Raw genomic sequence first — 16,850 nt, 5'->3', positions numbered from 1 at the left:
GTTCGGCGCAGGTCAAGCGGTCATTGTCACGTTACCCAATCCGGACAGACATATCTATCGCTGGTCGCCGTCAAGGATGTGCAGCGTGTCCAACACAGCTTGCAAAGATGATAAAGCACTGCGCAGTTCGGTTCCGACTACCAGACTCGTGGTCGACGGATGTGTGCAGACGCGCCGCCTGGACTGCCGCTGCTGTGGAGATGCACTCTGCTTTGATTGGGAGGCCGCGGCCTCCGGTCGCCGATTCGAGTTCTGCAGTAAAGGAACTTGACCGTTCACCGGCACGCACGCCCATTGCCAGAGAACAGCGCCAGACTCCTCGAGTTTATAAGACAGGCGTCGGATTTAAGTTGCTTCATGTCAGCAAGCCGTGACGCAACGCAGACTCGCCATCCCACGAAATTCCATGTCGAATGCACAGAGATTCGCGGATTAAGCGCTTCGTTATTTCATTGTCGATGCGTGGAACCTCGAGTCAGGAAAGGCACTCGAGGGCCTGGCTTATCGAAGTGTTCGGTACCGCACGGACAGGTAGCATTAGGCGCAGAACGCGCCGATGGCGTCTCCTAATATCCTCTCACGCGGCGCCAACTACCTGCGCGGCAGAGAAAAGTCTGCAATCAACATGAAAGGGAGACGTCAAGGACCCGCTAAGTCGGAGAATAGGAAATGCGCTGTGCAGATGTCTTCTCGTGGCAGTCGTGACTTCATTCATGGCTTCGTCTTCGGCGCAAGCAGCACTTTTCTATGTATCTTCTGTATCAAGTCCGAATGCCATATATGCGATTGATAGCGCGACCACCACTGTTATGGCCAGTATCCCGGCTACAAACGACACAACGAGTGTTGCGGTCTCTTCCGACGGCTCTCGCGCTGTGGTATTAGAGGCGGGGGATACGGCTGGAGTCATTCACGTTATCAACACGGCGACAAATATCGATTCCCCGATACAGATAGGCGCTTACGCGTTCAGCCTCGCTCTGTCCGTTGATGGGAAGACCACTTACATCACGTTTGGACTAGGTGGCACACCGCCTCATCTCAGCATCATCGACATCGGAAGCAAAGCCGTCGTGCAATATGTGGCATTGCCGGCGCAGCAGAACGGACTTCCATTCTTGGCTCTAAGTGCGGACGGCAAAAAGCTTTTCCTGGTTGACACGAGTACAACGGTTCTTTTGGTATTCGATACAACAACTCTTGCGACTTTGGCATCTGTGACGGTTCCGTACGCCTATTACGCCGTCGCAGCGTCGCCTTCGCAGCCGATTGCATATGCTGGCGGGCTCGCTGGTAATTTTTCGGTCGTCAACGCGAACTCATATGTCGCACAGCCCGCGACTCAATTCGACAATCTTGACATCGATAGTATTGCTGTGACGGCTGATGGGAAAAGCATTTTCCTTGGGCAATATGGCAGGGTCTTGATTGTTAATGCAGCCACGAACGCGCTGAATGGGACGATGCAGCTGCCAAGCGGTTCGACCGCTGAAGGGATTGCGCTATCCCCGGATGGGAAAACAGTATACGTCGCAGACCCGGGTAATGGACAGGTCATTGTGCTTGATACGACCTCATTGGCCGTTATCAAGACCATCCCTGTTCCAGGCGCATACAACATTGCAACGAACGCTCTTCCGTACATACCCTCTACCGTACCGTTTGCGTAATACACGCCGGAGTTTCTGGTTGCGCCGAAGTTACCAGAGGCTCATTCGGATAAATCCTCGAGAATCGAATACGAACTCAGCGCATGGTGTTGGCTTAGAAGGCACTGCGGCCATCACACTTAAACTGCTCGAGGCCCAGTTATGAATGGCAGCACAGGGGACTATCTGCGTCCCCTGCCCAGCCATGTTCCGCAACCGTTCGGAAATTCCCAGCGTCGGACACTAAGCATACGATTTGGCACACCGGACAATCTAATGCTCACGGCAGCGCTGTCCCGTCGCTGCCCCGTGTGCTGGAATTGTCCTCGGCCGCTAATCCAGCTTCCATCTGTCGCTGCTTGCGACGGCTTCTTTGGTCAGTTTCACGAAGAGCTGCGTTGCGAGCGACAAGGGTGACTGGCTTCTTGTGACCAAGCCGACGGGCGGCATCACCAGATTCAAATCCGTTCGAACAATCTTGACTGCCGTCAAACGGTCGAACTCTTCCGCCACTGGGAGAGGGAAAAAGCAAAGCAGGTCTGAGTTTTGAACGATGGACAGATTTGCCACCACGCTGACGGACTCGACAACTGGTTGTGGCATCAGCAAACGATGAGCGGCAAAGAATTGGTTTATCGACTCTCGCATCGGCGCGCCGCGGGCAGGCAATATCCAATCTACGTTCGCGAGCTCCTTGGCCGAAGCTACCGGTGCATCAAGGATTGGATGGGCAACTCTGGCAACAGTCGCAACTCGTTCGTCGTAAAGACTCTCGCGCGTCAGCTTCGGCGATGACGTGTGTTCTGACAGGCGCGCGAGCACACAGTCGACGACACCGTTGAGCAAGGCTTCAATAAGCCAGGTTATGGACCCTTCCTGAAGTTCGACTGTCACACGAGGCGCCTCGTTCCGCATGCTGTGGACGACGGTACTTAGGAGCGTCGTTGCCGCGACAGCCGCCATACCAACGCGGACCCGTCCCGTCACTCCGAATGCGGCTTCGTCGGTGTCAGCCTTCATGAGGCGCACTTCTCCCAACATAATCCGCGCGCGGTCAATAAGGCGTTCGCCGACCGCAGTCGGTTCAAGCCCGCTCGCGTCTCGCACAAACAATGGGGCTTCAAACAACGCCTCGAGCTCCTGAAGCATCTTGCTTGCCCCGGGCTGACTCATCTGCAACTTTTGCGCTGCTTTGTGGACACTGCGCTCCTCTGCCAGCACCAGAAGCATTTCAAGATGCTTGATTCTCAGCCGAGCGATGAGGTGTCGTTCGTTCATGTGTACCCCAATAACCTGCTGTTATCACCTGATGAGCATTCAGTATTTTTATGTTCACTGGTGCGCGCTAAATTTCTTACATCCCGCTATCAGCAGCGATGAGCTGAGACGCACAGCGCTCGCGGATACCAACCGTTCGAACCGCTCGCGACAGTAAGGTCCGGACGAACCGACCCAACCATTTTATACGTCTAATTATGCGAACAGCCACGTTGATAAAAACCTTGGCCGCATCGCTGGCCACCTGTCTGAGCCTCCTCGCTGCGCCGCTGGCACATGCCGCGGAAGGCGAGATTGCCGTTACTCTGCTGGGCACCGGTACCCCCATCCTGAACGTCAACCGCTTCGGCATGAGCACTCTCGTTGAAGCCGGCAAGCAGAAGCTTCTTTTCGACGCGGGGCGCGGCGCAGCCATTCGTCTTCATCAAATCTCGATGCCCCTGCGCGACCTCGATGCGGTTTTCATCACCCACCTGCATTCAGACCATCTGACGGGACTTCCCGACATCTACGCCAGCGCGCCGTTGCCGACGGACGACGGGCGTCGGACCAAGCCGCTGGAGCTGTATGGCCCCGAGGGAATCGATTCCGTTGCGAGCGGCATTCAGACCATGTTCGTCGAGAACAATCGGATTCGGGAAGGCGGCAAGGAAGTCGACCACGAGGCGACTTCGATTAACGCCCATGCGATTGCCGCAAACGGTGGCGTGGTCTACGAAAAGGACGGTGTCGTCGTCCGAGCATTTCTCGTAGACCACGGTCACGTTCATCCGGCGTACGGGTATCGCATCGACTACGCCGGCCGGTCAGTCGTCCTTTCCGGCGACACGACCTACGCGCCGAACTTGGTGTCCAACGCGAAGGGCACCGACTTGCTTGTTCACTGCGTTTCCGTCGGAAGTCGTGAACTCGAGGCCGCCTACCCGGCGTACGTGAAGCACTTCTACGACTATCTCGCCAATCCCGAAATGGTCTCACGAATCCTCGGCGAAGCACGACCGCGCGATGCGGTCCTTTCCCACATCTCTCTCTATAGCCGCGGGAACATTGCGCGAGCTACCGACCAGGAAATCGTTGAGCGTATCAGCAAGAACTACGACGGCAAGTTTGTCGTCGGCCAAGACCTGATGCGCTTTGTCGTGTCATCGAACGGCGTCGTGCGTACGCCCTATCAACCCGCGCAGCGTCAGCTCGAGCCCATCAACTAAACAGTCGAAGCTACTTTCTCCTTCCAGGTAGCCACGGACGCCGCAGGCGATTGCACGCTGCGGCGGACTTCCCCACGCCCCACACAGAAAAGCAAACATGAAGATAGTTGCCGAAAACGTCATCGATGACGCGAGATTTAATTCATTTCACCTCAAGCTTCTTCTATGGTGCGCTCTCATCATCGTCTTCGACGGGTATGACCTCGCGGTGGTGGGCATCGCTCTGCCGAAAATCATGGAGCAGATGCACCTGACACCTACGTTTGCCGGAGTAATGGTCAGCAGCGCCTTGGTTGGCATGATGCTCGGCAATCTATCGAGTGGTGCCCTAGCCACGCGCTTCGGCCGGCGTCGCTCCATCGTGCTCTTCGTTGCATTGTTTAGCCTCTTCACGGCGGTGGCCGGCGCGAGCACGTCTCCGACGCAGTTTGTTGTGGCCCGGTTCCTGGCAGGGATTGGCATCGGCGGCGTGATGCCTAACGTCATCGCGCAGATGACGGAGTATTCCCCGAAGAGGGTGCGAAGCTTACTCGTCACGCTTATGTTTAGCGGGTATTCCGTTGGGGGAGTTTTGGCAGCTAGCCTTGGCAAGGGCGTGATGGCTGAGTACGGGTGGTCCTATCTCTTCTTCGCCGCTGGCGTGCCGCTCCTCCTGCTCCCGCTTCTATTCGCAGCAATGCCCGAGTCGGCTTTGTTCCTTTGGAAGCAGGAGAAAGGGCTTGAACTAAAGGCTATTCTGCGACGCGTTGCTCCAGACGCAGAAGTCGCGTCGGCCGAGATTGAGCTCTCGGCTCAGACACAAAAGAGCAGCAAAGTGGCCTCAGTGCCGAGCCTCTTCTCAGGGGGAAAGGCACTCAGTAGCGTCATGCTCTGGGTCCAGTGCTTCATGTGTCTCTTCATGGTGTACGCGCTGAGTTCGTGGCTTGCCAAGATGATGGCGAGTGCGGGATACAGCCTCGGCTCTGCTCTCACATTCATTATTGTGCTGAATGCCGGAGGTATCGTTGGCGCAATCGGTGGAGGCTGGTTAGCCGACAAGCTGCACATCAAGTACGTATTAGCTTCGATGTATCTCGTGGCTGCGCTGTCGATTTCGGTACTGGGGTTGGGGTTGAGCCAAGGGCTGCTCTACGTTTTCGTCGCGCTCGCGGGCGCATCGACTATCGGCACGCAGATTGTTGGCTGCGCGTACGCAGGTCAATTCTATCCGAACGCTACACGAGCGACCGGGGTGGGTTGGATGCTTGGAATGGGGCGACTGGGCGCGATGCTTTCGCCGCTGCTTATCGGCTTCTTCGTCGAGCAGAATTTCACGATGCAGGCCAATTTCATTCTGATTTCTAGCACCGGATTGATTGCGTCGCTGGCCGTCCTTGCGATTAACCACAGCAAGTCCGCTTCGCATGAGCGCGAACGTCGATTGCAGGTCTCCATGCTCGGGGACGAGGCGCGCACGACATCTTGACCTTGAGGCCGCAATGGTGGGCCCGACTTCAGAGCAACGTGAAAACGACGCCGGCAAGCAACGGCCGGCGCGTCGCGTCCTCGGCTTTTTGGGCGTGCATAACGGCTCGTTATCCCCCGATAAAAATTGAGTATTTTTACGGATTTCAGCGACCGGTAGATTCTCGTCATCCCCCTGACACAACGTAGGAAAACTACATGAATAAAGTAGCGAAACTCGCAGCGGCGCTGGTCCTGACCGCTGCGGCAGCGACGTCGGCCTTTGGCCAATCCATCAAGGTCACCCTGCTCGGAACTGGCACCCCTATCCTCAACATCAACCGCTTCGGTATCAGCATGCTGGTCGAGGCTGGCGGCCAGAAGCTTCTCTTCGACGCGGGCCGCGGCGTGGCGATGCGGCTCCACCAAGCCAAAGTGCCATTGCGGGATGTCGACGCGGTATTCATCAGCCTGATGAACTCGGACCACGTCACCGGGCTGACGGACCTCTACGCTTCGGCGCCGCACCCCACCGACGACGGACGACGGACCAGGCCGTTCATCATGTACGGCCCGGTTGGCATCGATAACGTCGCCGCTGGTTTGCAGCTGATGTTGAAGGATAACAATCGACTGCGTCTGCTCGCTCACGAAACCAACCCTGGCGCGATTTCTATCGAAGCCCACACCACGCATCCTGGCTTGGTGTACGAGAAAGACGGTGTCAAGGTGAGTGCGTTTCTGATTCCCCATGGCGTAACCCAGCCGGACTATGGTTACCGCGTTGAGTATCAAGGTCACTCGGTCGTCATTACGGACGACTGCTCGTACTCCGAGAATTTGACCAAAAATGCGAGGGGTGCAGACCTGATGGTTCAAAGCGTCGCCATTGCGAGCCGCGAGCTTGAAAAGCGTGACATGGCCTACGCGAACCACTTCTACAGCTATCTTGCGAATCCGGACACGACCGCGAAGATTTTCAGCGAATCACGGCCGAAACTTGCTGTCCTCGCGCACATTTCGCTCTACAGCCGCTACGGCATTCCTCGCGCGAGCATGGACGAGTTGCGCAGCCGAATCGCGGAGCACTACGACGGTCCGTTTGTCATCGGCGATGACCTGATGTCGTTCGTTGTCGACGATACCGGCGTGCATCAATTGCCGTACGACGCCGACGCCAAGTTCAAGGAACCTGTCTAAACACCTCGCAAACCGCAAATAACTTCAAGGCGTACGAACATGCAAACGTATCTCACTCCGATTCGAGCGGCAGTCGCTGCTGTCGCACTCGCGGTCGCAGCTCAGAGTCACGCACAATCTGCAGTCACCCTATATGGGGTCGTCGACATCGGCATTAACTATTCATCGAACACACAGACGTCGGTTGGTGCGAACGGTGTTCCGGTCGGGCACCGGCAGGTTTACGTAGCCGACGGCCTAAACGCGGGCAAGATGGGAAGTCGTTGGGGTCTCCGTGGTAAAGAAGACCTCGGTGGCGGGCTTGAGGCCATTTTCAACCTTGAAAATGGCTTCTCAATGGCAAACGGAGCGTTTGCACAAGGAGGCGCTGAGTTTGGACGGCAAGCGTGGGTCGGCTTGAAATCAAACAAGCTCGGCACACTCTCGGCAGGGCGCCAGTACGAATTCACCACGGAATACGTCGGCGCTCTCTCCGCAGTGACGACGTTCGGCGGCGAATTCTCGACGCATCCGGGAAACGTGGACGGGCTTCTGAACATCCGGCGCGCGAACAACTCGGTCAAGTACCAGAGCCCTGATTTTCATGGACTGAGTTTTGGTGCGCTCGTTGGCCTCGGGGGAGTACCGGGTTCGGTTTCGCAAAACTCGGTAGTCAGCGGAGGACTTCGTTACAACGTTTCCGGCCTGCAGGCAGCCGTGAGCTACCTCAACGCGCGCAATCCAAATATCTCTGCATATGGAATCAACCCGAGTTCGAGCGGCGTCACTGGCAATAATCTAGGTTCGGCCGGGTCAGCCACATCGGCGCAGAATGCTCCCATCATTGCGGGCTTTGCGTCAGCGAACACGCTCGAAGAAGTCGCCGTCGGCATGACGTACACAATGGGCGCCGAGCAATTCGGCGCTGTATTCACGCGAACTGCATTCGAAGGACTTGGCAACACCAGTCAATCCGGGCCGAATTCGCTGCACCTTCAAGGAAGCGTTCATGTGAACAATGCAGAGGTTAGCATCCAACATCACGTCACTCCCTTATTTTACGTGGGCGCTGCTTACGACTATGCGTGGGTTTCGAGCGTCGGAAACCTAGGCACTTCGCATTACCACCAAGTCTCGCTGGGCGGCGACTATGCGTTGAGTAAGCGGACCGATTTGTACGTTCTTGCTGCCTGGGAACAGGCGGCCGGAACGAATTCGTTGGGTAAGCCAGCCGTCGCTCAAATCGGATACATGAGCCCGTCGGCTACGAATCACCAGCTTGCGCTTACGGCCGGTATTGCCCACCGGTTCTGAATTTTCTCTGCTATCTTCGACGTGGGGCAAGAGTTGCCCTGAACTCGAAAGAATTCATGGACGGCCTTGCAACTTGCCGCGCACCAGGCGTACTGACGCAGGTGCGCGATTTCCATTAGGCGGCATCATATGCACACGAGCATAACAGGCACCAATCGGGAGCTCTGCGCGGCTCACGACGATTTGAATGGTGCGCGTGACTGGATGGCAGCCATCTGCGGCCCTCACTCGCTTCGGGCGATGCGACCCAAGGGTCTGCACTTCCACCAGTCCGGAGCGGTTTTCGGGACGATGTCTACGATGCTCGGATACGTCGAGTATGGGACAGATGTGACAGTCGCAGTGCGAAAGGAAGAGCCGCTATCTCGCTACAGTCTCAGCCTACCTGTGGTCGGGCATCAAGAACTCAGCCCGCGCGGCAAGCACTGGCTGTCCGACCAAAACCACGGGCTGATTGTGAGCCCTGACGACAGTCAGGACCTGGAGATTTCAGGCAACTGCCGGAAAGTGCATGTAGCAATTTCACGAAGCGCAATCCACCACGTGCTCGAAACTATGCTGCGACGCTCCGCCGACGCGCCCATTGTCTTTCATCCTGAGATGGACGCGACAATGGGTGACCAGGCATCTTGGTGGCGCATGGTGAAGTTTCTAATTGGGGAATTGGAGCGAGCAAGCCCGGAGCTGGTCAGGTTGTACATGTCGAGCGAGTTCGAGATAACGCTACTGAAGACGTTACTCTTATCGCAACCCAACAATTACTCGGACAGCCTTTCGAAGGCACTGGAGCGTGCGACGCCTCACTACGTCACAAAGGCTCGCGATTTCGTTCACGAGAATGCACGGGACCCAATCACCTTGAACGATATTGAGCGCGCAGCGGGCGTGCTCCGGCCCAAGCTATTCGAAGGCTTCAAGCGGCATCTTGGATGCCCGCCCATGGGCTACTTGCGAAAGTATCGCCTCAAATCGGTGCGCGATGAACTCAGCTCCAGCAAACAGGTACAAAGCGTGTCTGCAACCGCTATGGGCTGGGGCATCACGCACCTGGGACGCTTCTCGATTGAATACAAAGAGATGTTCGGCGAGTCACCGTCGGATACGTTGAAACGAGGCCGGCAGCTACTCGCCAGTAAAGCGGGATGTGTCTGAGGAGCGGCGACCATCGGGCGGGTCTGCCGTCTAGTTGCGAGCCGGTGTGTTCGCCAACGTTGCCGACGGGTGCCGCCCTCGCAGGAATTCACTATCGAGTGTTGCTCTCAGCAAACTTCTCATAGAAGAGTCGATAGCCTGTGATATTCGCATCTACAAGCCAGGTCTTGATGGCTTCTACCATCGGCGGAGGCCCGCAGACATACATATCGAACTCGTTAGCTGCCAGGAAAGCCCGGTCAAAATGCTCGGGGATGACGCCGGTCCGACCAGTCCAGCCTGCGTCCGGACGCATCACAACGATTTCGAGATGGTACTGGCCAATCGATTCTGCGTATTTGCGCAGACGGTCCACTTCACACAGGTCCGCAGCGTTAGTGACACCGTAGTACAGTCGAATGGGCTTTGAGGCTCCGCCATGTTTCGCTAACTGGTCGAGCATTCCGAGGAATGCCGAGAGGCCCGTGCCGCCGGCCGCCATGACGAGTGGGCGTTCGACGTGGCGCATATAAAAGGCGCCGAACGGTGCTTCCATTTCGACTGTCTGGCCAACTTTGCAGCGGTCGCGCAGATAGTTGCTCATGGCGCCGTTTTCGAGCAGCCGAATGAGAAACTGCAGCTGGTTCTGTGCGTTGGGGCAATTGGAAAACGAATACGACCGCCACTCCTCAGTGTCAGGTACCTTCAGGCGAGCATACTGTCCCGGATGGAAGTCGAGTTGTTCAGCATGTCCACTTGCGTCGAGGTGCAAGATGGCGGTCGTCGGCGACACAAGCTCGACCTTCTTGACACGTCCGGAAATCGAAGACGTCCCCTTGCCTTCGAGAAGAGTGGAATCGAAGTCGAAGTAGAACGACGCGTCAGACTTCACGCGCGTTTGGCACGAAAGAATCTTGCGCTGCTTCAAGTCATCTGGGCTCAGCGTTTCTTCATCAACGTAGTCTTGAGAGTAGACGCCGCTTTCACATAGACCTTGGCAGGTCCCACAGACGCCCTCGCGACAGTCCAAGGGAATCTTGACACCATTTTTGAGCGCGGCGTCCAGCAGGACCTCGTTCTCCCGAATGTTGAAAAAGACGGACTTGCCGTCTGCAAAGTTCAACGCGACCTTATGCATCATGGTCGTTGCTCCCCAGTTACAGATGGTAGAAGTCGAGGACTTCGTTAATCCTGTCGTTAAGCAGAAGGGCATGCTTGCTCGAGATACGCCAGGTATCGTCGATGCGGCGCAGTTCGTAGGTAGCGTGACCGTAGAAATAGCCAGTTTCGCCATGCCTAGTGTGGAACGTGGACCAGTTGGTACCTGCCTGGACGGTCGTCGCCGAGAGTTCAGTGACTCGGACGTTGGTGATTTGGTGCATCGTCCGAGGCAGCGGGGTAGACGCAGCCGATTTACCGGTCCTGATTCGATAGACGCGGTCCTCGAGACCCGAGCGGTCCGCATAGTAGATGAGGGACATGCCTTGCTTCGGGTCCACCGTATACAAATGCTCGGAGTCCCATTGAGGAACGTGAAAAACGCTCGTCGGGTCGAACAGTTCGAGATACTCGTCCCACTGCTGACGGTCGCAGAGCTCGGCCTTGCGGTACAGGAAATCCTCGACTGATTCTCGCAGCACGCTCATGGTTACTCTCCCTCTTTGTTCGACGATTTGGCGAGGCCATTCAGCAGTGCATCCCGCCACGCGCTATGTTGATTGACGTACAGGCCTTCATGCGTCATCTCGGTGCCGGTCAACGCGGGCGAGATTCCGAGCAGCTCGGTGCTGGTCGTGCCATTCGTTTCCCACTTGTGATGGCCGCGGGAGATGTCGCTCCAACGCTCAAGTCGAGCTTGGAAGCCGCGCTGCTGCTCTCTGAACTCGGACAGGTCGTCGGGCGTGCCCAGGCCGGAGACGTTGAAGAAGTCTTCGAACTGCCGGATGCGGCTTTCGCGGTCTTTCGCCGACTCGCCCCTTACGCCGATACATTGGCTGATGATTTCGGTCTTGTTCCAAGCGAGCGGCCGAACGATACGCAATTGCGAGCTGATTTGGTCCATGAAGAACAGGCTCGGATAGACGTTCAGGTTTCGAAGCCGATGCATCATCCATTCAGCCTTTTCCTGACCGTATGCCTCGACGAGACGGGGCATAACGGTGTCGTAGCCGGGGCGCACCTCCGGGTTCGGCATATCGCTGAACAATACGCTGTGACCGTTCTTGAAAGCGAACCAGCCGTCGTCGGTCTCTGCATCGCCGGCACCGAGCTTGCTGTAATCGAGAGTGCCATTCGCCGCTTCGCCGTTCTTGGAGTTGGTCTCCTGTCTATGCTGGACCGTCGCGACGTAGTTGTAGTGGACTGTGCTGACGTGATAGCCATCGAGGCCATTCTCGTTCTGGAGCTTCCAGTTCCCGTCGAACGTGTACGTCGAGCGACCAGGCAGAACCTCGAGTTCGCCCGTCGACGACTGGGCAACCATCATGTCGAAGAAGATGCGTGCGTCCCCCAAGTAGTCTTCGAGCCTGTTGGTCGCTTCCACATCGAGGCTGACGAACACAAAGCCTTTATAGCTCGATACTCGCGCTTTTTTGAGGCCCCGTTGGTTCTTGTCGAAGTCCTCACAATACTCACCCGGTGCCTTGACCTTGATGAGGCGACCGTCATTCTTGTAGCACCATGCGTGGAACGGGCAGGTGAACGTCGTCTGATTTCCCTTGGTCATGCGGGTGAGCGTCGCACCGCGGTGCTGGCAGGCATTGACCATTGCGTTCAGACTGCCGTTCCCATCTCGCGAGATGATGAGCGGCTGACGACCGGCGCGCATCGTCAGGAAGTCGTTGTTGTTCGGAATTTCGCTCTCATGGCAGGCGTAAATCCAGTTCTTCTCGAAGATGTGTTCCATCTCGAGGGCGAACAACTCGGGCTCCGTGAACATCTCGCGAGCGATGCGGTAGACGCCTTCCGCCGGACGGAAGTCGAGGCAGCTGCCGACGAACTGGCTCCAATCTTTAGTCGAGGTCGTGTCATTCATGTGGGGTCATCCTTGTCGCACCTGCGACGTGGGCTATCGAATGACCTCATTGGACAGGGAATGCCTTGCGCCCACTATCCAGCCAATTTTGGATTTCTATCCGCTGGTTCGGGCGCGCGCTTCAATACCAATCAACTGGCTCTCGTGTCAGAGTTTCGACGCGTCGAACGGCCATTCTGCTTCGCTATGGGCTAGCAAGGTTTGTACTTTTGCTAACCTAGTGAAGCAAAAACTCCTCACTTTTCAGCGGAAGTTGCGACTGACCGTCGTAAGGCCGCCGACCGTCGCCTGCCAGAAGTTGGTGATGCGCGGCCACATCGCGAGCCAGCCGAGCACGAGCAAGCCGCCCGTATTGGCCGCGATATGCCAGAGCCCGGCATGCAGCCACGGCGCGAACGGGATGCCCCGCAGGCCGCCCAGCGTGCGCGGGACAACACCGTGACGGTTTAGGTGCAGGAAAGGCATTGAAACCGACAGAAAGAACGTCGCCCACATCGAGCCGACAAAGAGGGCAAGCAGCGCAACCCGCGTCTTGAACTGGTCGACGAACGGAACCACCAAGTAATGTTCGCGGCAAGGGCAAGCCTTGAACGGACAACATTGAGGGCGTGGAGTGCGATGACGCAGTCGTGTGATTTTTCCTGATAAGCCGCTCCAGTCACTGTACTAGCGCTTTCTAACGCGACCGTGGCATATTGCGGCCACGTTCATAAGGAGGTTACTCGATGGCAACGACTTTGGAAGCAATCCAAGCGAAGATGGATAAATTGAAGGCCCAAGCGGATGCGCTGATTGCAAAGCAATCGTCGGGCGTTATCGAAAAGATTCGCGAGTTGATGGCAAAACACGGCATAACCGCCGCTGACATTGGCGCGCCCGCTGGCGGCAAGCAGCGCGCGAAACACGCGACGGCAAAGACCGCCGCGAAGCCCGCTACGTCTGTCGCCAAATACCGGGACCCGAAAAGCGGCGCAACGTGGTCTGGGCACGGGCGCGCGCCACAATGGATTGCGGCTGCTAAGAACCGCGACAAATACTTGGTCGATGCGGGTGCGGCCGCAGTGAAGCCGCTGCCTGCCAAGGAGGCGAAGTCGGCGGGAGCTTATGTCCGCGGTCCGCAGCCGGCGATGCATCAGGCCCCCAAATCAGGCGCGACATGGAGCGGCCGCGGTCGCGCTCCGGCTTGGCTTGCTAACGTCAAGGACCGCAGCAAATTTCTGATTGCAGGTGGTGCCGAAGCGACTGGCGCGGCGACGGCCGGTGTTGTGAGCAAGGCGAAGGCTGCGACAAAGAAGGCATCGAAAGCTGTTGGCGCGACCGGTGGTAAGGGGCAACACAAAGGACCGCAGCCGGCGCTTTACCGTGACCCCGAGAGCGGCGCGACCTGGAGTGGGCGTGGACGGGCGCCCGGGTGGCTGGCTGGTGCCAAAGACCGGACGAAGTTTTTAGTTGATGCTGGGCCGGCAATGGCTTCGTCGGAAGCTGGCGCTGTCAGCAACGCGAGCATGCCGATGACTGCCCGCAAGAGCGGTGTTGTTGCCAAGAAGGCAGTGGCAAAGAAAGTCGTCGCAGCGCAGAAGGCCCCGGCGCCGCTTGCAAAGCAAGCTGCGGTGGATAAAGTGTCTGTCGTTAAAAAGGCTACGGCAACAACTGACGCTACCGCTGTCCCAGAAGTAGCGCAGTAAATGAGCGCTTAAAGCCAGCATGCACAGGCCGATGCCAGTGGGGCTTTCAGCCTAATAGCATCGGTCGACCTCCAGCATTCGACGTTTTCCCGAAGCAAGACTTCCGAAACACTTGAGCGACGAATTTCACGGAAACGTTTGTTTGGGCAATTCCCAACTGGGTAATCGGAAATCACATGAAATCACCACCGACGAGGGGTTGCAAGCCGACTGCGCCGCACGCTCTTAGGCTGCGAGTGCGATAACCTCGCGAAGGAAGCTCATGTTGAACAGGAATTCCAAAATTTGGTCAGACAGCGCTTCCGTACGCGAAACGATTTCTTCTTTGCCAATAATGCCACGCGAGTCGCGCAGAGCCTGCAGGTGTGACGGCCAGTAGCCGTTGTGCAATCCCTTCGCGTCGATGGCGAGCAGTTTTTCGTAGGGCGAGATATTTCCAAGCGAGATGTTGGCCGCCTGCTCAAGCAACGCGCCATTACCCAATCGATTGATGAGCGATGCGCGCTCTGTCTCGGGTAGTTCTAACATTGCGACAATTGAACTTTGCGCTTGCCGGACGTCAGATGTATCGTCTTCAGTTTCAAGATTGAGCTGCAGCGTCTTCAACGATTGCGGCAAGACGTGCTCAAACTGATACTGGAAGAGTTGTTGGAACGACACACGCAGACTGCTCGCCTCGAAATCAGCCGTCGCGAGCAGTACACGTGCAAAATTGCGATGCTGACTCAAGCCGAACTCTCCGGTGACCAGAACCTCGCGAATTTCACGCCGGACGTGTTCAACCATTTCGGGCGTTATTGATGGCTTGTCGCGTCCGTACCCAAGGCCGTTGGCAATATAGATGAACACTTCTTCCAGTGACTTCTTGTTGGCCAAGTCGCGCGTCAGATTAACCGTGCTGCGATTATTTATGCTCGCGAGACGTAAAAGCAAAATGACCCGATACAGGTCTTGGACGACGGTATTCTTTGCGAGAGGATGGTCGCTTTTCTGAGCAGCTTCCCAGATACGCGCCACCATGACCCATAGGGACGAGACAAAAGGTGCGCGGGCGTGAGCCTTGTAGAGATGCGCATAGGCTGCCATCGTTGTATTTGCGTTATCGAGCAGGTGCTTCTCGAAGCCTTCTAGCGCGTGCAGTCCCGCTATGACCGTTTGACGGGCCTGCGTCGCTGTGGCGCCGCCTACCGCACGCACATTGGCAAGCAGCTGGCGCACCCACTGAGATGTCTTGGTGTTGCCGTTGGTGGTGACGTATCTAGCCAGATAGTCAACGATGCGTTCTCCGTCGAGCGCGAACAGTTCGCTGTTATTCAAGTGGTCGACGATTTCGCTTGGCTTATCGCCATGGAAGCCCTTGAAACTGCGGAACAGGGAATTCAGCAGCTCACCCGGTGTGAGCGGTTTGGTCTGGCCGTTGATTTGGGCGAAAATTTCAGCTGCTTCGTCATCCATGACCGCAATATCGTCGACTTCGCTGATGCTCGGCTCGAGAATAAGGAGCGCGACTGCGAAACTTTTCTGTCGACGTGAGAAATTTGTCAGCAGTGCGGATAGCTGTGCCGTCGGCGCGGCATGAAGAAAAGTCTTTAAGCCAACGTATGCCGCGTACAGTGGAATATCGGACAGCGCTCTAACTTCGGTTTCGAGCCGCGCAATTTCGGCGGATGTGTGACGCGACAGGACATCAAGGATGTCGCGTTCATCCTGAATTTGTTTGGCGAGTGCTGCATGTCTCTCGAAATCGACAGACTCTTCCGGCGTTAGCCCCTGTGCAGCGTGCTTCTGCAGCAGTCTGAAGTAGATTGGGGACCGACGGCGACCAGTCACACGCGCCTTCGCTTCTGACAAGGGGCGGCGAGTACTCTCGATTTGGGCGTGCAACTGAGCGAGCGCGCCATCGGTTTGCACAAGAAAGTCATGCACGGAGGCGGTGCGGCCGTCAGAATCGACCATGAACTCGAGATTGGTCGCAGCAATCTTTAGCAAGTCGTTGAGCTCAGCGCTGTTGCGCAACTGTTCGAGTGCATACGCCGTGTCCGGGCTAATCGAATCCAACGTTTCGGCGACAGTAAGACGGCTTTCACGTTCGGCGAGCAAGGCAATCGCCGCAACTGCCGAGGTAACCAAACGATGTTGGCCGTCAGTCACGTATAGTTCGTTCTCGCCCGCGTCGCGGGGTGAACGAAGCCACGCCCGTTGTGAGTAGCCAAAAACCGAGCCAAACAGATTGTTTGCCGCGGTGTTGGTAAGGAAATCCCGAAAATATTCGACCGCTTTCTCAGGCGGCCATCCGTATGGGCGCTGAAAAACGGGCATCCGCAACGATTTGGATGAACACAGGCCGACGAGCGTCGGGGTGTGCACATTTACCTTGGTTTCTGCCATCTTTTCCCCGTTTCGAGCAATGCCGCGCTCGGCGGCGTGGGTATGTTGTTGTTGACGCGCTATGCTTTCAAAAACATTTCTCGTGGTGCAACCTGTTCGGAAAGCCTGCCACCACTGAAGCTTAAGGTGTGTACTGGTTTGCGAGTGCCTTGAACATTAACCAGCGGGTGACCCTCAGCAAGCCCGTGCTCAATCAAAGCTCGTTCGGCGATATCCAGGACTTTACCTTCATCCTGTGAGCCGTGAGTCTGCAGATAACCAAGCAGGAGCACGCGGGCCCCATTTTTGTTCCAACTCTGGACTTGTCGCATCAGCTTGAGGTTATTTAGCTGCTGCTTGATTCGGCTTCTTAGGTTGGATGCCTTGCCGATGTATAGTGGTGTGATGCTGTCTCCGTACCTGCGAGCAAATACATACACGCCCGGGGCGTCGACGATGTCTTCGACCACGGCAGTACTATAGATGAGGGCGGGGTCCTTCCTGAGCGTAACCGGCGTGGTCCATTCGATTTTGATTTTCATTCCTGCTCTGCCTGCGAAAT

At 56.7% G+C, this 16,850-nt stretch carries 14 protein-coding genes; 7 read left to right on the top strand and 7 right to left on the bottom strand.

Going from position 1 to position 16,850, the window contains the following annotated elements; all coding sequences use genetic code 11:
• Positions 1 to 692 precede the first annotated feature (692 nt).
• Positions 693 to 1,670, top strand: coding sequence for a beta-propeller fold lactonase family protein (locus PQQ95_RS21065; RefSeq protein ID WP_408440159.1), 978 nt, complete (start codon positions 693 to 695; stop codon positions 1,668 to 1,670).
• A 312-nt stretch (positions 1,671 to 1,982) separates the two neighbouring features.
• Here PQQ95_RS21065 and PQQ95_RS21060 read toward each other — a convergent pair whose 3' ends face one another.
• Positions 1,983 to 2,927 carry a LysR substrate-binding domain-containing protein gene (locus PQQ95_RS21060; RefSeq protein ID WP_408440157.1) on the bottom strand — a complete coding sequence of 315 codons (945 nt, stop codon included), beginning with the start codon at positions 2,925 to 2,927 and terminating at the stop codon, positions 1,983 to 1,985.
• A gap of 224 nt (positions 2,928 to 3,151) precedes the next feature.
• Here PQQ95_RS21060 and PQQ95_RS21055 point away from each other — a divergent pair, with 224 nt between their 5' ends.
• The 5 genes from PQQ95_RS21055 (at position 3,152) to PQQ95_RS21035 (ending at position 9,223) form a co-directional block, all read left to right on the top strand.
• Positions 3,152 to 4,135, top strand: coding sequence for an MBL fold metallo-hydrolase (locus PQQ95_RS21055; protein ID WP_408440154.1), 984 nt, complete (start codon positions 3,152 to 3,154; stop codon positions 4,133 to 4,135).
• A 97-nt stretch (positions 4,136 to 4,232) separates the two neighbouring features.
• Positions 4,233 to 5,600, top strand: a complete 1,368-nt coding sequence (locus PQQ95_RS21050) for an MFS transporter (RefSeq protein WP_408440151.1) — start codon at positions 4,233 to 4,235, stop codon at positions 5,598 to 5,600.
• Between the two features lie 197 nt (positions 5,601 to 5,797).
• Complete coding sequence (locus PQQ95_RS21045) at positions 5,798 to 6,778, top strand: MBL fold metallo-hydrolase (RefSeq protein ID WP_408440150.1); 981 nt, start codon at positions 5,798 to 5,800, stop codon at positions 6,776 to 6,778.
• Positions 6,779 to 6,817: 39 nt separating this feature from the next.
• Entirely contained in the window at positions 6,818 to 8,071 is a 1,254-nt protein-coding gene (locus PQQ95_RS21040) for a porin (protein ID WP_408440147.1), read from the top strand.
• Positions 8,072 to 8,200: 129 nt separating this feature from the next.
• Positions 8,201 to 9,223 (top strand): AraC family transcriptional regulator, encoded by a 1,023-nt coding sequence (locus PQQ95_RS21035; RefSeq protein ID WP_408440146.1) that lies wholly within the window; start codon positions 8,201 to 8,203, stop codon positions 9,221 to 9,223.
• A 91-nt stretch (positions 9,224 to 9,314) separates the two neighbouring features.
• Here PQQ95_RS21035 and antC read toward each other — a convergent pair whose 3' ends face one another.
• The 4 genes from antC to PQQ95_RS21015 all read right to left on the bottom strand — a co-directional run bounded on the left by antC (position 9,315) and on the right by PQQ95_RS21015 (position 12,797).
• A complete protein-coding gene (gene antC, locus PQQ95_RS21030) occupies positions 9,315 to 10,343 on the bottom strand; it encodes an anthranilate 1,2-dioxygenase electron transfer component AntC (RefSeq protein ID WP_408440143.1) in 1,029 nt (342 codons plus the stop codon).
• 16 nt (positions 10,344 to 10,359) lie between these two features.
• Complete coding sequence (antB, locus tag PQQ95_RS21025; RefSeq protein WP_408440140.1) at positions 10,360 to 10,848, bottom strand: anthranilate 1,2-dioxygenase small subunit; 489 nt, start codon at positions 10,846 to 10,848, stop codon at positions 10,360 to 10,362.
• A 2-nt stretch (positions 10,849 to 10,850) separates the two neighbouring features.
• Entirely contained in the window at positions 10,851 to 12,236 is a 1,386-nt protein-coding gene (gene antA, locus PQQ95_RS21020; protein WP_408440137.1) for an anthranilate 1,2-dioxygenase large subunit, read from the bottom strand.
• A 243-nt stretch (positions 12,237 to 12,479) separates the two neighbouring features.
• Positions 12,480 to 12,797, bottom strand: a complete 318-nt coding sequence (locus tag PQQ95_RS21015) for a hypothetical protein (protein WP_408440135.1) — start codon at positions 12,795 to 12,797, stop codon at positions 12,480 to 12,482.
• A 164-nt stretch (positions 12,798 to 12,961) separates the two neighbouring features.
• Between PQQ95_RS21015 and PQQ95_RS21010 the strand changes: the two genes are divergently transcribed.
• Positions 12,962 to 13,921 carry an H-NS family nucleoid-associated regulatory protein gene (locus tag PQQ95_RS21010; protein WP_408440133.1) on the top strand — a complete coding sequence of 320 codons (960 nt, stop codon included), beginning with the start codon at positions 12,962 to 12,964 and terminating at the stop codon, positions 13,919 to 13,921.
• 225 nt (positions 13,922 to 14,146) lie between these two features.
• Here the strand turns inward: PQQ95_RS21010 and PQQ95_RS21005 are convergent, their stop codons facing one another.
• Positions 14,147 to 16,309, bottom strand: coding sequence for a GmrSD restriction endonuclease domain-containing protein (locus PQQ95_RS21005; RefSeq protein ID WP_408440130.1), 2,163 nt, complete (start codon positions 16,307 to 16,309; stop codon positions 14,147 to 14,149).
• Positions 16,310 to 16,368: 59 nt separating this feature from the next.
• Positions 16,369 to 16,830, bottom strand: a complete 462-nt coding sequence (locus PQQ95_RS21000) for a GIY-YIG nuclease family protein (protein WP_408440127.1) — start codon at positions 16,828 to 16,830, stop codon at positions 16,369 to 16,371.
• Positions 16,831 to 16,850 lie beyond the last annotated feature (20 nt).

It is taken from the genome of Paraburkholderia caffeinilytica (assembly GCF_046030355.1).
Lineage (GTDB): Bacteria > Pseudomonadota > Gammaproteobacteria > Burkholderiales > Burkholderiaceae > Paraburkholderia > Paraburkholderia caffeinilytica_B.
Note: the sequence above shows the minus strand (reverse complement) of the source record. Positions and strands in the feature narration are given on the sequence as shown.

What these genes read in the sequence shown, in the direction of transcription:
- PQQ95_RS21060 (WP_408440157.1), bottom strand. Translation starts at nt 2,927, where the DNA reads ATGAACGAACGACACCTCATCGCTCGGCTGAGAATCAAGCATCTTGAA.
- PQQ95_RS21045 (WP_408440150.1), top strand. Translation starts at nt 5,798, where the DNA reads ATGAATAAAGTAGCGAAACTCGCAGCGGCGCTGGTCCTGACCGCTGCG.
- PQQ95_RS21005 (WP_408440130.1), bottom strand. Translation starts at nt 16,309, where the DNA reads ATGGCAGAAACCAAGGTAAATGTGCACACCCCGACGCTCGTCGGCCTG.
- antC (WP_408440143.1), bottom strand. Translation starts at nt 10,343, where the DNA reads ATGATGCATAAGGTCGCGTTGAACTTTGCAGACGGCAAGTCCGTCTTT.
- PQQ95_RS21010 (WP_408440133.1), top strand. Translation starts at nt 12,962, where the DNA reads ATGGCAACGACTTTGGAAGCAATCCAAGCGAAGATGGATAAATTGAAG.
- PQQ95_RS21035 (WP_408440146.1), top strand. Translation starts at nt 8,201, where the DNA reads ATGCACACGAGCATAACAGGCACCAATCGGGAGCTCTGCGCGGCTCAC.
- antA (WP_408440137.1), bottom strand. Translation starts at nt 12,236, where the DNA reads ATGAATGACACGACCTCGACTAAAGATTGGAGCCAGTTCGTCGGCAGC.
- PQQ95_RS21000 (WP_408440127.1), bottom strand. Translation starts at nt 16,830, where the DNA reads ATGAAAATCAAAATCGAATGGACCACGCCGGTTACGCTCAGGAAGGAC.
- antB (WP_408440140.1), bottom strand. Translation starts at nt 10,848, where the DNA reads ATGAGCGTGCTGCGAGAATCAGTCGAGGATTTCCTGTACCGCAAGGCC.
- PQQ95_RS21050 (WP_408440151.1), top strand. Translation starts at nt 4,233, where the DNA reads ATGAAGATAGTTGCCGAAAACGTCATCGATGACGCGAGATTTAATTCA.
- PQQ95_RS21040 (WP_408440147.1), top strand. Translation starts at nt 6,818, where the DNA reads ATGCAAACGTATCTCACTCCGATTCGAGCGGCAGTCGCTGCTGTCGCA.